Genomic DNA, 14,734 nt, shown 5'->3' on the forward strand with positions numbered 1-14,734 from the left:
GCATGGAGGAGTGCATCTTGGAATATTCCGCGCGCCCATCAACCCGTAAAAACAGTCGGCACATCGCATTCCCAGCGGTTTTGCCGCTCATGCTCCTCTTCCTCCTGGCCTTTGCAGGCAGCGCGAAAGCCGATGATCAACGCCCCCAAATCCTTCTTTCTGCGGTCGGCGACAGCCTCACCCAAGGGACCATGGACGCCGCCAACCATGCCTTCAGCACCTGGAATGCCTACCTCCACCGGATATCCGAATCCCTGGCGCAGGTGAGCATCCCGATTTTTTCAGAGCCGGTGCTGAACCTTTCCGGGAGACGTCTTTTCCCTTTCCGCATCCCGACGAACCTCGGCGTCGACGGTGCGGACATCTTTTCCATTGAAGGCATCGAGTACTACAAGCGGGTGGGTGCCGAAGACTCTTTCCTGAGCCCTTCCCGCCTCTGCGACAAAAAGCTCCCTCAGGGGTTGACGGACGCCTACGACAAAGTCCTTTACCCTCTGAACCTCCTGGCCGGCCAACCGGTCTCCCAAATAGACGCCTTGCGGGTGCTCCTCGATCGCCTGGCGGCTGACGAGAGCTCTTCAGCGCATGCCCTGGTGATCTTCTGGGCCGGAAACAACGACTCCAGCTTGGCCACCCTGGGGACCGGGGGGGCTAACCCTGTCTTTCTCCCCTTCCCGTTCGACCTGATCGCGCCGCAGCTCTCACCGGGCCTGCGCGCCCTCCTGGACTTTGGCCAGACGACAGGCGTGCTCCGCTTCGATCCGTACACAGTGGATGCCATCGAGAGGAATCTGACCGAAGAGGACGATTTCGCGAACCAATACCGCCACATCCTCTCCCGCCTGCAGGAGGACAGCCTTCTGCCCCCGGAGCGCCGATCCATCTTCTGCCTGACCCTCCCTTACTACAGCGCTGTGGGGTATCTCTTCGATTCCGAGGATATCGAATATTACCTCAGGAAGATCGACCCCGGCTATACGGTGCCGCCCACCTTTTCCCGCGTAGCGGCGCCGGGCGAACCCGTTGCGGATTTCACCCGGGGGGATCGGATATCCCTATTCACCTTCGGTTTCATGTACATGCTTCTCCACACCGGCTACTCGGCGGACTACGTCAATCAGGCCCTCGAGATCGGCGGCATCCAGAATGACGGCCTCGTCCTCTCTGAAGCAGAGCAGCGGTTGATCATGGAGCGGGTCGACGGCTTCAACCGGGCCGTTCTCGGCGCTGCGGCGGAAGCCGGTCCCTCGGTGCAGGTACTGGATATCGGAGGGGCTTTGAGCGCGGTGCTGACAGGGGAAACTCCCATCGAGATCGACGGCCGCATCCTGAACCGCAAATGGTCGCGCGGCGGCAGTTTCTGCCTCGACGGCGTTCATCCCGGCTTCACGGGCCACGCGCTCATCGCCAACCAGATCCTCGAAAGCCTGAACGAACGTTTCGGACTGGCCGCGCCGCTGCACGACCTCAAGGCCGTTATGCTGACAGACCCTTACGTTGACAACGATGAAGACGGATGGGTCCCGGGTCCTGCTTATAAACCAGCGGGTCTGACCGAACTGCTTTACCTCTTCAGGGATCCGGATGACACAGACCCGGACCGGCAGGTTGAGTTGCCCCCCGATGTCTGGCAATCCGTCTCCAGGATCCTGCTGGAAGAGATGCTCGGCGTCCCCTCTCTTCGGGATGAGGCCGCTCGAAGGCGATGATCCGGCCCTTCGGCGAAGCACCCGTGGGGGCGAAACCACGATCACCACGCCTCCCGCCGAAACCTTCGCGCGGTGGAGGGCGGCTGTTTCACACTGGATAGGGATAGAATCGTCCGTTCGGACAACGCCGGATTCCGGCGACCTTTGATCGCCGAACGGTCAGGAAAACACGGATGGAGATACGCCGCATACTGATTATCGCCGGGGTCGTGCTGGTCTTCATGGGCCTTCTCTGGCCCTGGCTGGGAAAGATTCCGTTCGGGCGCCTCCCGGGGGATATTCTGATCGAAAGGCCGAACGTCAGGATCTACATCCCGATCACCACAATGATCCTGATCAGCCTGATCCTGTCGATCATCGCGTGGCTGTTCAGGCGTTAGCCGTGCGTTGGCCCCGAAACCGCCGCGCATTCTATCCCGGATAGTTCCGGTTCGGTCTGCGGAAAAGGCCTGCGATCGAAAGGATGCCGATCGATCCTTATCGGCTCCTTGAAAAAACCAGCGGGAGCGCCTCCGCGTAAATCCGCTCCCACAACGCCTCGCCCCCGAAGCTTTCGATGTAGACCTTCATTTTGGGCTCCGTCCCCGAGGGTCTGATGGCAAACCAGGACCCATCCTCCAGGACGACCTTGACCCCGCCGATCGGAGCATCGTTGCCCGGCGCCCGCGTCAACACCTTTTGTACGGCGATGCCCGCCACATGCCCCGCATCGATCGAACCGGGTTCGAGCCGCTTCAAAACGGCCTTCTCGGCCTCCGTAATCGGCGTGTCGACCCGGTTGTAAAAGGTGGCCCCGTGGTCGGCAACCAGCTTGTCGCGATAGATCTCGTCCGGGCTCCTCCCGGTCCTCGCCATGATCTCTGCAGCCAAAAGCGTCATGCAAAACCCGTCCTTATCGGTGACCCAGACGGAACCGTCCCGCCGGAGAAAAGCGGCGCCGGCGCTCTCCTCCCCTCCGAAGGCGAGGCTCCCGTCCAGCAATCCGGAAACGAACCACTTGAAACCGACAGGGACTTCGTAGAGCCTTCGGCCGAGGGCTGCAACCACCCGGTCGATCATGCTGCTGCTCACCAGGGTCTTGCCGACCGCCAAGTCCTTGCGCCAGCGGGAACGGTTCTGCAGGAGATACCAGATCGCCACGGACAGGTAGTGGTTCGGGTTCATCAGCCCGCTCGAACAGACGATGCCGTGGCGGTCGAAATCCGGATCATTGCCCCAGGCGATGTCGAAACGCCCGGCCATGGCGATCAGATTGGCCATGGCATAGGGCGATGAGCAATCCATGCGGATCTTTCCGTCCCCGTCGAGCGGCATGAAGGCAAAGGTCGGGTCGGTGTGCGCGTTGACCACGTCCAGGTTCAATCCGTACCGCTCCGCGATCGGGGCCCAGTAATGGATCCCCGACCCCCCCAGCGGGTCCACGCCGATTTTGAGGCCCGCGCCGCGAACGGCATCCATATCGACGACCTCGTCCAACGCGTCGACAAACGGGGTGATGAAATCCATGAAAGCGGTGGTTTCAGCTTGAAGGGCCTTTCGGTAGGGCAACCGTTTGATGGCCTCGGGGTGCTCGTCCTTGATGGCGTTGGCCCTTGCCTGGATCCAGGCCGTTATATCGACATCAGCCGGCCCCCCTTGGGGCGGGTTGTACTTGAAGCCACCGTCCTCCGGGGGATTGTGGGAGGGCGTAATCACGATCCCGTCGGCCGGTGGACCTTGCCTGCGCCGGTTCTGCTCCAGGATCAGGAATGAGATTACCGGTGTCGGCGTGTATTCCCGGCGGTCGTGAAGCCTCAGCTGAACCCCGTTCCCGGCCAGCACCTCCACGGCCGTGCGGTAGGCAGGTTCGGAAAGGGCATGGGTGTCCACCCCGAGAAAAAGCGGGCCGGTGATGCCGTTCTGTAGACGGTATTCGCAGATGGCTTGGGCGATGGCGGCGATCAGCGGTTCGTTGAAGGTCCCGCTCGTGGACGATCCCCGATGGCCCGAGGTGCCGAAGGACACCTTTCCTGTCGCCTCTTCCGTGTAATAAGCCGAAACCAGCGCGGGTACGTCGATCAGCATGGATCGCGGCGCCGGCCGGCCGGCCAAGGGATGGTTCGTCATGGTTCAACTCCTGTGTGCGGGCTGCAAGCTCATTTCCATCTGGAAATGGCCCTTCTTGCCAATCTCGGCGTCAATTTGCACGTTTGCTTGTGCGGGAAGCAATGGATCGCCTCCTTACAAACGCTTGACTTCCTCGGTATCGGCCAAGCCGGGACGAACCGAAAGCCCGAAGCCGTTGAAAAAATCCCCATCTCCGGATAGGCGCCAGACGTAAAATATTCAGGAGACATCCTCAAGAATTTTTCTTTACGGCCAACCCCTGAAGCTTAGCAAACGGGCTGTGTGTCAGTTTCGTATCTGCGCTCTGACCCGCCTCGGCACCGCCGCCTTCGACATAGTCAAGATAGCGGCGATGCTCATTTTCATGACAATACACACAGAGATTCTCCCAATTGCTCCCATCGACCGGGTTGTTGTCATGGTTGTGATCTTTGTGATGAACGGTCAGCAAGTGCAGATTCTTGCGGGTGAACTCCCGGCCGCAACGGGCGCAGATCCACGGATGGATTTTCAGGGACTGCTCGCGGTAACCCTTTTCCCGCTCGGCCGCGGCCTTGCGGGCCTCCGCTATGGCACGCCTCATCTTCTCTTCATCGACGCCGCCGCCTGGCTTTCGGGAACCGCTTGTCGTGCTTGCCATGGTTTTCTTCCTTGCACTTTGGAACGATCTCATTTCATTTTGGGAAGCCGTTCTTTTCTTCGAAGCCTCCCTTTTACCCACGAATAGCATGTCTCCGTCAAAGCTTCAAGCCATAAAGGCTCCCCAGCCGGGCCAGCCAAACCGATCGGGTTGACACGGGATGCACTTCCAGGCTAGCATTATGCTCACAGGCTCAAAATAAAACGCGCGAGGAACCCTATGCCCCGTCCCAGAAAACGACGATTCGTCCAACATCCCCCCGTCGTGACCGGTTTCCTTCCGAACAGCGTTCCGCCCTGGGGGCGCTGCGAGGTCCTCCTGACGCTCGAAGGACTCGAGGCCTTGCGCCTGAGCGACTTCGAGGGACTCGACCAGGAGACGGCCGCTGCAAAGATGAACGTTTCGCGTCAGACCTTCGGCCGCATCCTGGCCGAGGCCAGGCGGACCGTCGCCGAAGCGCTGGTCCTCGGAAAAACCCTGCACATCGATGGGGGCGATTTCCAGCTCCCTCCCCACTCTTTGGGAAGACACCGCCGGAGGGGCGGCAACGGCTGAAAAGCGGCCGCCTCTGAGCGGGCCCTTCATGGGCGTTTCTCCAATCCGCCCCATTCGGTTTCTGTGCGGGCCGATCCCCAGCGCCGCTCGATGTAATCGAAAATCCGCCTGGCGGCCTCCCCCGCTGCAATTTCTCCGATCGGGATGGCGAGTTCGGGCTGGAGCGGTTCCTCGTACGGCACATCGACCCCCGGCATCTGGCCTTCGAGGCGGCCGCCGCGGGCCTTGCGGTACAGTCCGGTTTGGACGAGCGTCGACTTGCGCCCGGCCTCGCGGGCCTCGCAGACCTCGACGGGACAGGCCAGATAGACCTCGGCAAAGTCGGGGATCAGGGACCGCGCCAGATCACGGAACCATCGCCGATGGCCCGTCGCATCGACCACGACCTGCTTCGCCCCTCGCTCCACGAGCAGGTGCGCCATCAGCGCGAGGGCCCGGTAAACGATCGAGCGTTCCTCCTCCGTGTAGGACGGCTCGGGGGTCAGGATCCTGCGAAGCCTGTCCAGGTTCAGCACCACGACATCGATCCCCTCGGCCTGCAGCAGGGCCTGAAGATCATTCGTCACCGTGCTCTTGCCGCAGCCCGGCCTGCCGGTAATCCAGATGCAGAAGGGGCGCATCACCTTCCCCGCCGCCCGCGCTCGAGCGCAGGCACCTGGTTAGTCGAGGACATGAATGTTTTTCCGGGCGCTCATTTCCTTCAGCACCTTCGGCCAGACGCTCACGCTCACCTCGCCCAGATGGGCCTTCTGCAGCAGCAGCATGAAGGTGCGCGATTGGCCGATACCGCCGCCGATGCTGAGAGGGATCTCGTTTTTCAGCACCGCCTGGTGATAGGGCATCTTGAGGAGGTCGAGCTGGCCGCTGATCTCGAGCTGCTGGCGCAGGGTTTCCGCGTTGACCCGAATGCCCATCGAGGTCAGTTCATGCCGCCTCTTCGTAACGGGATTCCAGACGAGGATATCGCCGTTCAAACCGTGCATCGGCCGCCCATCCCGTGAAACCGTCTCCGTCGCCCAGTCATCGTAATCCGCAGCCCTCATCTCGTGCGGATACCCGTCCTCCAGAACCCAGCCGATGCCATAGATGAAGACAGCCGGATATTCCTGGACGATCCGTGTCTCTCGCTGCTTGCGGGGAAGATCCGGATAGCGCTCCAGGATGTCCTCTGCGTGGATGAACGTGAGTTCATCAGGCAGATCCGGATATCGGCTCGATTTGAGCGCCGGGAACAAGGACTGGACGTGCTGCTCGGCCCCTTTCAGGACCGTCCAGATCCTGCGGACCACCTCCGTCAGGAAGTCCAGATTCCTCTGTTCCGCCGTAATCGCCATCTCCCAATCCCATTGATCCACGTAGGCGCTGTGGTCATGATCCAGGAAGTAGTCCTTGCGGACCGCCCGCATGTCCGTCAGGACCCCTTCCCCGAACTGCATCCCGAACTGCCGGAGTGCGATGCGCTTCCACTTGGTGGCGGCCTGGACGATCTGCGCGTCGACCGGGTTCTTGTCCCGGTCATTCGAGATGTGAAACTGCACCGGGCTCCTGGACCCATCCCGGTCCAGATAATCGTTCACCCCGCTGTCCACATCGACGATCAAAGGCACCGTCACCCGCATGAGGTTCAACTGGCGGCACAGGTTTTCTTCGATGTAATCTTTGGCTGCATAGATGGCCTCCTGCGTCTCCCTCGGAGACAACGGGGACGCGTAATCGTCCGGAAGGATCATCTCGAGCTCGGCATAATCACCGATACCCGGCCCAGCCAAATCCTGCTGCTTTTCGTTCATCATTCGCTCTCCTTGAAAATCTGAAGTCACCCCCGGTCTCGACATCCGACCGAGACCTCTTCTTGAAATCATGCGAAGAAAAAAATATCATGGCTCAAGAGAACCAAGCTCGATTCGTTTATCATAAGTTCCGGTATGATCAAAGCAAAAATATGACTTGCATGCGGCGCGGCTTCTCTGCAAACATGGCCGAAACTCAGCTTCCACTTCCCTTCCGGGAAAGGAGTCTCCCGCCGGCTCCAACATGACTCAGCATAGCGGCGTCTGCACCCGCTGCTTTAGACCGGGTGATGCGCAGCCCCTGGGCGGAAAACGGCCTTCCCGGTTGGATCGATGGTTTCAAACCGAGCGAGGAACCGAATCTCAGGGTGAAATGAAGGCAACTCACACATCTTTGGTCTGGATCCTGCTTTTCCTTCCCTTCCTGATCTTTCCCGGATGCCGATGGGCCGACCGTTACACTTATCACTCCATTGCAGCGGCCTACCGCCCTCCCCAGGCGGTTTCGGAGGCCCGTGATTTGAAAGAAAAACGGGAAGAATCCCTCATGCCCATTCCGAAACGCCTGGATCTGAACTCTGCGATTCGTATAGCCCTCGCAAACAATCCCGATATCTCCATATCCCTTGCGCGGATGCGCCAATCAGAGGCCCTGATCGCAGAGGCCGCGGCGGCATTCTGGCCCACGATCGGTGTTTACGGAGAATACCTGCAGGGGAATGCGCCATCGGCCTTCCTCTTCAAAAAAATCGACCAGCGTTTGCTCCCGCCGGACGCCGATTTCAATGACCCCGGCTGGTTCGAAAATTACGAGGCCGGGATCCAGGCGCGCATCAACCTGTTCAGCGGCGGGCGCGACTATCTCCGGACACGGATGGCCGAAACCGGGCTCCAGATCGAGCGACTGGATCGCCTCAGCATTGAAAACGCCCTGGTCGCCTCGGTCATCGACGGCTATTTCAACCTCCTTGCAGCCGCCGATTTCGTGGAGGTGGCCGCTGAATCGGTCCAAACCGTCGAGGCGCAGCTGCGGACCACGCAAGCCCGGTACCGGGCCGGCGGGGCCCTCAAGTCCGATGTCCTCTCCCTGGACGTTCGGCTGGCCCAGGCCAGGGAAGAACGCATCAGGGCCGAAAACAGCCTGAGCCTCGCCGAGGCGGCGCTGGCCAATCTGCTTGGGCACGACCCGGATACCCGCCTCGATCTCGTGCGGCACGAAAAGGTCGCCCTCTCCGTTCCCGAAACCTATACCGCGGCACTGCCGGAGGCCCTGGCGAACCGCCCCGAACTGCAGGTGGTCCGTCGCCGGCTCGTGCAGAGCAGGATGGCTCTCGACGCCGCTCGTGCTGACTATCTGCCGCGGATCGACGCCCAGGGGCGGTATTACTTCGACGACCCCGGGGTGGATTTCGAACGTGACCGTGAAAACTGGACCCTTGGCGTGATGGTGAACTGGGACCTCTTCAGCGGTTTCGGCACCAGGGCCCGGGTGCGGCAGGCCGGCTGGGCCCTGCAGGAGATGCTCGCCGCCGACCGCAAGACGACCCAGGCCATCCAGTTGGATCTCAAAAAAGCCTATCTGGATCTGGCCCAGGCCAAAGCGCGCCACGAGGTCACCCTGGCCGCCGAAGCGCAGGCCAACGAGGCCTTGCGCATCGTCAAGATGCAGTACGAGGGTGGATCGGCTGACATCACACGCTACCTGGATGCCGAACTGGCCCGCAACCGGGCCCGGATGCTGTCCAGGGCCGCTTATTACGACGGGGAAAAGGCCCTGACCGCCGTGGGCCGTGCCCTCGGACGCTGGGGATATCGGAATGACAACCGGGAGTGACGCGATGCGCAAGCCGTCGAAAAGCCGCCTCCGATGGGCTGGTTTCGCCGGAGGGATTCTGGTCCTGATCCTGTTGATGCTTTATATGACCGGATTTTTCGTCCCTGACAAGGTCGGCCCCGGCACCGGGCCCGTGCCCGCACGGGGCGGCGCCGAATCCTATCCCACCGCCGTCGCAGAACGGTCCACGATCACGGAATTCTATGAGGCCGTCGGAACCGTGCGTCCCCTCACCGAGACCCGGATCGAATCCCTCGTGCATGCCCGGATCAGAGAGATCCTAGTGCGTCCCGGCGACAGGGTCGAACAGGACGAACCGCTCGTCCTGCTTGATTCCAGGGAGATCGAAGCACGGCTGGAACAGACCCGCGAGGCCTACGGCGCGGCTCAGGCGCGCGCAGCCGGGGCACGCCAGGAGATCCTGGCCGCCGAAGCCGTCCTGGAACAGGCCCAGGCCCATCACCGGCGGATCGAGGCGTATGCTGCAGCGGAGGCTGCGACAGCGCAGGACCTGGAGCAGGCCCTTTCGAGCTTTCAGCAGGCCAAAGCCAGACGGGAGCAGGCCGGGCAAGCCCTGGCCGAGGCCCAGGCCGCCGCTCGGCAAGCTGAGGAGGCCGTCCGGGCCGCCGACGTCCACCTGGGATACACCCGCATTCTGGCGCCGGAAGACGGGCAGATCGTCGAGCGGCTCGCCGACCCCGGCGATCTCGCCCTCCCGGGCAAGACCCTTCTGACCCTGCAAACGCCGGGGCGTCTGCGAATCGAGGCCTATGTCCGCGAAGGACTGCTGCCATGGGTCCGCATCGGCCAGGAGTTGGCCTGCGTGATCCCGGCTCTCGGGCGGAGGCTGCAGGTGGAGATTCAGGAGATCGTTCCCGCCGCCGACCCCTCCACCCGGTCGATCCTGGTCAAAGCGGCCCTGCCCTCAGATCCCTCGCTTTTCCCTGGCATGTTCGGCCGCCTCTTGGTGCCGGTCAAGGAAAGACCGGCGATCCTGATCCCGTGCGCCGCCCCGCGCACGGTCGGGCAGCTTCACACCGTCCTGATCCAGAAGGACGGCCGATGGCAGGAGGTCCTGATCAAGACCGGCCCCATTCATGGCGATCGCATCGAGGTCCTCGCCGGGCTCGAAGGCGGAGAGGTACTCGCCGTGCGGGGTGAGCGGCAATGAACGATCTCGAAACCACCCCGAAGGGTTTTATCCCCCTCGTCGTCAAGCAGTTTCTGAATTACCGTCTTTCCATCCTGTTCCTGGTCTTCGCCATGGCCGCCGGCGTGGTCGCCGTCCTGATCACTCCGCGCGAGGAGGAACCCCAGATCGTGGTTCCCATGGCCGACGTCTTCGTACACGCCCCGGGCGCAACCGCCCAGGAGGTGGAAAAACTCGTCGCCACACCCCTCGAACGGCTTCTTTGGCAGATAGAGGGCGTCGAATACGTTTATTCCATGTCCCGCCGGGACATGGCCGTCGTGACCGTGCGCTTCTTTGTGGGGGAACACCGCGAAAATTCCCTCGTCAAGCTGCACAACAAGATCGCGATGAATATCGACGCGGCGCCCCCCCTCGTCCGTGGCTGGGTCATCAAACCGGTCGAAATCGATGACGTTCCCATCCTCAACCTGACCCTGCACTCCGAACGGTACAACGATCACGCCCTGCATCGAATCGGGGAGGAGGTGCTGGCCCGCCTCGCCGAGGTCCCGGACATTTCACGGACAGGGGTTGTCGGCGGCCGGGCCCGTGAGGTCCGGGTGGAGGTTTTGCCGGAAAACCTGGCCGCCTTCGGCATCTCGCTGCTGCAGGTGGTCCACGCGCTCGAAGCCACCGACGCCGCAGTCACCGCCGGGACGATCGTACGCAACAACCATGAGATCACCGTGACGAGCGACGCATTCGTCGCCGACGCCCGTGAGGTGGAAAACCTTGTCGTGGGCGTGCACGACGGGAAACCGGTCTACTTGCGCGACCTTGGCGCCGTTTCCGACAGCCCCGAAGAACCGGTCCGACACGCCCGCTTCGGCCTGTCCTACGCCGAAGCGGAACGCCTCGGCCTCGAGTCCGGGCCCGTCACCCACTCCGCCGTCACCCTGGCCCTCGCCAAGAAACGGGGAACCAATGCCGTCGATGTCGCCCGAAACATCCTCGAGCGTATGGAAACGCTCAAAAAAACGGTCATCCCGGACGGGGTCGAGGTGGTCGTGACCCGCAACTACGGCCGGACGGCGCAGCAGAAGGTCGACGAACTGCTCAGTTCCCTCGTCTTCGCCATCCTGACGGTGGTCGGCCTCCTGGCCCTCACGCTCGGCTGGAGGGAATCGCTCGTCGTAGCCGTGGCGGTTCCGCTCAGTTTCGCCCTGGCGCTTTTCGTCAACTACCTCTTCGGCTTCACCATCAACCGGGTCACGCTCTTCGCGCTCATTCTCTCGCTCGGCCTGGTGGTGGACGACCCGATCATCAATGTCGACAACATCCAGCGCCACATCCTCGCAGGACGCAGAAAACCCGATATGGCGACCCTCTTCGCGGTCAAGGAGGTCCTGCCGCCTGTCATCATGTCCACCCTGGCGATCATCGTCTCGTTCACCCCTCTTTTCTTCATCACGGGGATGATGGGCCCCTACATGGCGCCCATGGCCGCCAACGTGCCCCTGACCGTCTCTTTTTCCACCGTTTGCGCCCTGACCGTGGTCCCCTGGCTGAGCTGGGTCCTGATCCGCAAACGGGCGCCGCAATCGCCGGGCGAGGCGGAGGTGGAAACCGACGCGGCACCCGGATGGATCAGGCGGGTTTATCGGCGGATCACCGGTCCGTTCCTCGCCTCCCGGCCCATGCGCTGGGCGCTGGCACTCGCCGTCGTTCTGCTGTTGTGCGTCTCGGCGGCATTGGCGCTCTTCAGGCAGGTGCCGCTCAAGATGCTGCCTTTCGACAACAAGGATGAATTTCAGGTCGTGATCGACATGCCCGAGGGCACACCGCTCGAGGCCACCGACCGGGTGGTGCGGGCCTTCGAGGACTACCTGCGCGAGGTCCCCGAGGTCACCCACTTCGTCTCCTATGTGGGGACCGGATCTCCCATGGATTTCAACGGGATGGTCCGGCATTATTACCTCCGTGAGACCGGCAACCTGGCCGACATCCGCGTCAATCTGGCGGACAAGAAGCGGCGGGTGCAGCAAAGCCACACCATCCTTCTCCGGATCCGAAAAGACCTGGAAGATCTCGCCCGCCGCGAGGGGGCCCACATCAAGCTGGTGGAAGTCCCCCCCGGCCCCCCGGTCCTTTCCACGATCGTCACCGAGATCTACGGCACGCCCGACCAGACCTACGCGGAACTGATCATGGCCGGCAAGCAGGTCCAGGAGGTGATGGCAGAGGAGCCGTTCGTCGTGGACATCGACGACAGCACCGAAACCCCGCGCCAGCGCCTGGACTTCCAACCCGACAAGGCCAAGGCCGCTCTGCATGGCGTCTCGACCCACCAAATCGCCCAAACCCTGCGTACGGCGCTCGAGGGGGGGCAACCCGCGACCGTTCACCTGGCTGGAGAGCGTCAACCCCTTTCCATCCGGATCGTGATGCCCAAAGAGAAGCGATCGGACACCGAGCACCTTGCAGGCCTCCCGATCCTGACCGCGGAAGGGACGCAGGTTCCGCTGGGAGAACTGGGTGTTTTCAAGGCCGTGGCCGAGGACCAGCCCATCTATCACAAGAACCTCGAGCGGGTGGTGTTCGTCTATGCGGAAACGGCAGGAAGGCCCCCGGCCACCGCCATCCTCGACATGCAAGGCGAGCTCAGGAAGAAGCCCCTTCCTGATGGGATTCGAGCCGAATGGGCCGGCGAAGGGGAGTGGAAGATCACCCTCGACGTCTTCAGGGACCTCGGAATCGCATACGCCGCGGCAATGCTGGGCATATACATCCTGCTCGTGATCCAGATGAGCTCGTTCTTCCTTCCGCTCCTGATCATGATATCGGTCCCCTTGACGCTGATCGGCATCATGCCCGGCTTCTGGTTTCTCAATCTCGCCTTTGCGCCGCCGGTGGAAGGGTTCCAGAACCCCGTTTTTTTCACAGCGACCAGCATGATCGGTATGATCGCCCTCGGAGGGATTGTCATCCGCAACTCCCTCGTCCTGATCGAGTTCATTCAGGACGCCCTGAAACAGGGCGTCTCGTTGAAGGACGCCGTCCTCGAAAGCGGCGCGGCCCGCATGCGGCCCATCCTGTTGACAGCCGCCACCACTGCGCTCGGTGCCTGGCCCATCACCCTGGACCCGATCTTCAGCGGCCTGGCGTGGGCCTTGATCTTCGGTCTGGTCGCTTCGACCTTTTTCACCCTGGTTGTCGTTCCCGTGGCCTTTTACGCCCTGAACCTCAAAACCCATCGACCGGAATGAAACGACCGGTCTCCAGGCGCGTCGGCCGGTATCTTTTGAATTGACAAAGCCCCGTCCATTGAAGAATATACGGACCACTTTCGAATGGAGGCTGGGCCCGGTCAGCCCGCCTCAACGGCGGGTTCTCCGCCCGGCCGGGCAGTTCACCATTGTAGCGCAACGCGGGCTGGAAGCCTCGCCGGATCACCCTATACCCAGATAGATCCCATCCGGAAATGATTTTCCGGTAGAACCCGGTTTCCAATCCGGAAATGAGGACTTTTGGCCAATATCAAGGAAATCAAGCGTTTGCGCGGAGGCGACCTACAGGTCGCCGCACAAGCAAACGTGCAGATTGACGCCGAGATTGGCCAAAAAGGCCACTTCCGGATGGAAACCAGATAAAGACTATGCAACCATCATCCTACCAAGAAGCGCTCGGTTCCCTTTACCGACTGCAGAAGTTCGGCATCAAGTTCGGGCTGTCCCAGACGGCCCATCTCCTCGAGGCCTTCGGAAACCCGCATCTCGGCGAGCGATACGTCCACATCGCGGGTACGAACGGCAAGGGGTCCGTCTCCGTGTTCCTTGCCGCCATCCTCGAGGAGGCGGGATACCGTGTCGGATTTTATTCATCCCCGCATCTCGTTCGCTTCACGGAGCGCTTCCGCATCAACGGCGCAGAGATGTCCCCGCAGGAGGCGGTTTCACTGATCGGAGAAACCCTCGGGGCTATCGTTCCCGAGGAGCCGCCGACCTTCTTCGAAGCGGTGACTGCCATGGCCCTGGTCTATTTCAAACGCCGCCAAACGGATCTCGCCATCCTCGAAGTAGGGATGGGCGGACGGCTGGATGCCACCAACCTCATTACGCCCCTTGTTTCGGCCATTACCAACATCTCCCTGGAGCACCAGGCCTATCTGGGAAGGACGCTCCGGCAGATCGCCTGGGAAAAGGCAGGCATCATCAAGCCCGGTGTGCCCGTATTCACGGCCGCCCAACAGCCTGCCGTCCTCTCCGTCTTCGAAGGCATCGCCCGGCAAAAGGGGGCTCCCCTGTATCGGATCGGCAAAGAAATCCGCTACCGCAAAACGTCGCGCGGTCTCAACTTTTACGGCCGCTTTCAGTCCCTCCGAGACCTGCAGCTCGGCCTCAGAGGCTGCTATCAAAGCCGGAATGCCGCCCTTGCCCTTGCGCTGGCCGAAGAGCTGCGGGAGGCGGGGTGGGCGGTTTCAGAGGATCACATGCGCAGGGGCCTTCAAAAGGCCTTCTGGCCCGGCAGGATGCACGTGGTATCGGAGGAGCCCGTCATCATCCTGGACGGGGCGCACAACCCGGCCGCCATGCGGCACCTGGCCGCGGCGGTCCAGTCGGAATTCCCCGGCAGGCGCCTGATCCTCGTCATCGGCATCATGGAGGACAAAGACATCCCCGGCGTCCTCTCCGGCATCCTCCCCATCAGTTCGTATGTCATCTACACACGGCCGGTCTATGCCCGAGCGGCCGACCCGAAACAGCTCATGTCGGCGGCGGGGACCCATGCGCCTCCCGGGGAAACCGCCGGCTCCATCCCGGAAGCCATCGCCAGGGCGCGTTCACTGGCCGGAAAAGAGGATGTCATCCTGATCTGCGGCTCCCTTTTTACCGTCGGGGAGGCCCTCGTCGTCTTCGACCCCCTCAAGAACCAACCTGATCCGCCCTAGCCATTTGGCGCGGCAGGCTG

Annotated in this window: 12 protein-coding genes; 8 read left to right on the forward strand and 4 right to left on the reverse strand. The window is 62.0% G+C overall.

Going from position 1 to position 14,734, the window contains the following annotated elements:
* Nucleotides 1-17: 17 nt before the first annotated feature.
* Nucleotides 18-1,709, forward strand: coding sequence for an SGNH/GDSL hydrolase family protein (locus tag H567_RS0115750; RefSeq protein ID WP_028322142.1), 1,692 nt, complete (start codon nt 18-20; stop codon nt 1,707-1,709).
* Between the two features lie 173 nt (nt 1,710-1,882).
* Entirely contained in the window at nt 1,883-2,089 is a 207-nt protein-coding gene (locus tag H567_RS0115755) for a DUF2905 domain-containing protein (protein ID WP_035254739.1), read from the forward strand.
* Between the two features lie 97 nt (nt 2,090-2,186).
* Here the strand turns inward: H567_RS0115755 and pgm are convergent, their stop codons facing one another.
* Both pgm and H567_RS0115770 read right to left on the reverse strand, forming a co-directional pair.
* On the reverse strand, nt 2,187-3,815 hold the full coding sequence (pgm, locus tag H567_RS0115760) for a phosphoglucomutase (alpha-D-glucose-1,6-bisphosphate-dependent) (RefSeq protein ID WP_028322144.1): 1,629 nt from the start codon (nt 3,813-3,815) through the stop codon (nt 2,187-2,189).
* Between the two features lie 232 nt (nt 3,816-4,047).
* The gene (locus H567_RS0115770; RefSeq protein ID WP_028322145.1) at nt 4,048-4,398 is read right to left on the reverse strand and encodes a YajD family HNH nuclease; all 351 of its coding nucleotides are present in this window, start codon (nt 4,396-4,398) and stop codon (nt 4,048-4,050) included.
* 276 nt (nt 4,399-4,674) lie between these two features.
* Here H567_RS0115770 and H567_RS25345 point away from each other — a divergent pair, with 276 nt between their 5' ends.
* Nucleotides 4,675-5,010: a DUF134 domain-containing protein gene (locus H567_RS25345; RefSeq protein ID WP_035254741.1), complete on the forward strand. Its 336-nt coding sequence runs from the start codon at nt 4,675-4,677 to the stop codon at nt 5,008-5,010.
* A 26-nt stretch (nt 5,011-5,036) separates the two neighbouring features.
* Here H567_RS25345 and H567_RS25350 read toward each other — a convergent pair whose 3' ends face one another.
* Together H567_RS25350 and asnA are read right to left on the reverse strand one after the other, a co-directional pair.
* Complete coding sequence (locus tag H567_RS25350; protein ID WP_051185010.1) at nt 5,037-5,630, reverse strand: adenylyl-sulfate kinase; 594 nt, start codon at nt 5,628-5,630, stop codon at nt 5,037-5,039.
* A gap of 39 nt (nt 5,631-5,669) precedes the next feature.
* On the reverse strand, nt 5,670-6,803 hold the full coding sequence (gene asnA, locus H567_RS0115785; protein WP_208598399.1) for an aspartate--ammonia ligase: 1,134 nt from the start codon (nt 6,801-6,803) through the stop codon (nt 5,670-5,672).
* Nucleotides 6,804-7,320: 517 nt separating this feature from the next.
* Between asnA and H567_RS25355 the strand changes: the two genes are divergently transcribed.
* The 5 genes from H567_RS25355 (at nt 7,321) to H567_RS25360 (ending at nt 14,714) form a co-directional block, all read left to right on the forward strand.
* Nucleotides 7,321-8,634 (forward strand): TolC family protein, encoded by a 1,314-nt coding sequence (locus H567_RS25355; protein WP_161626636.1) that lies wholly within the window; start codon nt 7,321-7,323, stop codon nt 8,632-8,634.
* Nucleotides 8,618-9,805 carry an efflux RND transporter periplasmic adaptor subunit gene (locus H567_RS0115800; RefSeq protein ID WP_084517399.1) on the forward strand — a complete coding sequence of 396 codons (1,188 nt, stop codon included), beginning with the start codon at nt 8,618-8,620 and terminating at the stop codon, nt 9,803-9,805. The genes H567_RS25355 and H567_RS0115800 overlap by 17 nt, the downstream gene beginning before the upstream one ends.
* Complete coding sequence (locus H567_RS0115805; protein WP_028322148.1) at nt 9,802-13,032, forward strand: efflux RND transporter permease subunit; 3,231 nt, start codon at nt 9,802-9,804, stop codon at nt 13,030-13,032. The genes H567_RS0115800 and H567_RS0115805 overlap by 4 nt, the downstream gene beginning before the upstream one ends.
* 261 nt (nt 13,033-13,293) lie before the next feature.
* Nucleotides 13,294-13,416 carry a hypothetical protein gene (locus H567_RS29900; RefSeq protein WP_279614999.1) on the forward strand — a complete coding sequence of 41 codons (123 nt, stop codon included), beginning with the start codon at nt 13,294-13,296 and terminating at the stop codon, nt 13,414-13,416.
* Nucleotides 13,417-13,421: 5 nt separating this feature from the next.
* Entirely contained in the window at nt 13,422-14,714 is a 1,293-nt protein-coding gene (locus H567_RS25360) for a bifunctional folylpolyglutamate synthase/dihydrofolate synthase (protein ID WP_051185015.1), read from the forward strand.
* The last annotated feature ends 20 nt before the right edge of the window (nt 14,715-14,734 follow it).

The sequence above is a fragment of the Desulfatiglans anilini DSM 4660 genome (assembly GCF_000422285.1).
Classification (GTDB): domain Bacteria; phylum Desulfobacterota; class DSM-4660; order Desulfatiglandales; family Desulfatiglandaceae; genus Desulfatiglans; species Desulfatiglans anilini.

Excerpts from the sequence above, each read along its gene's own strand:
- H567_RS0115755 (WP_035254739.1), top strand. The coding sequence starts at position 1,883 with ATGGAGATACGCCGCATACTGATTATCGCCGGGGTCGTGCTGGTCTTC.
- pgm (WP_028322144.1), bottom strand. The coding sequence starts at position 3,815 with ATGACGAACCATCCCTTGGCCGGCCGGCCGGCGCCGCGATCCATGCTG.
- H567_RS0115770 (WP_028322145.1), bottom strand. The coding sequence starts at position 4,398 with ATGAGGCGTGCCATAGCGGAGGCCCGCAAGGCCGCGGCCGAGCGGGAA.
- H567_RS25345 (WP_035254741.1), top strand. The coding sequence starts at position 4,675 with ATGCCCCGTCCCAGAAAACGACGATTCGTCCAACATCCCCCCGTCGTG.
- H567_RS25350 (WP_051185010.1), bottom strand. The coding sequence starts at position 5,630 with ATGCGCCCCTTCTGCATCTGGATTACCGGCAGGCCGGGCTGCGGCAAG.
- asnA (WP_208598399.1), bottom strand. The coding sequence starts at position 6,803 with ATGATGAACGAAAAGCAGCAGGATTTGGCTGGGCCGGGTATCGGTGAT.
- H567_RS0115800 (WP_084517399.1), top strand. The coding sequence starts at position 8,618 with ATGACAACCGGGAGTGACGCGATGCGCAAGCCGTCGAAAAGCCGCCTC.
- H567_RS0115805 (WP_028322148.1), top strand. The coding sequence starts at position 9,802 with ATGAACGATCTCGAAACCACCCCGAAGGGTTTTATCCCCCTCGTCGTC.
- H567_RS25360 (WP_051185015.1), top strand. The coding sequence starts at position 13,422 with ATGCAACCATCATCCTACCAAGAAGCGCTCGGTTCCCTTTACCGACTG.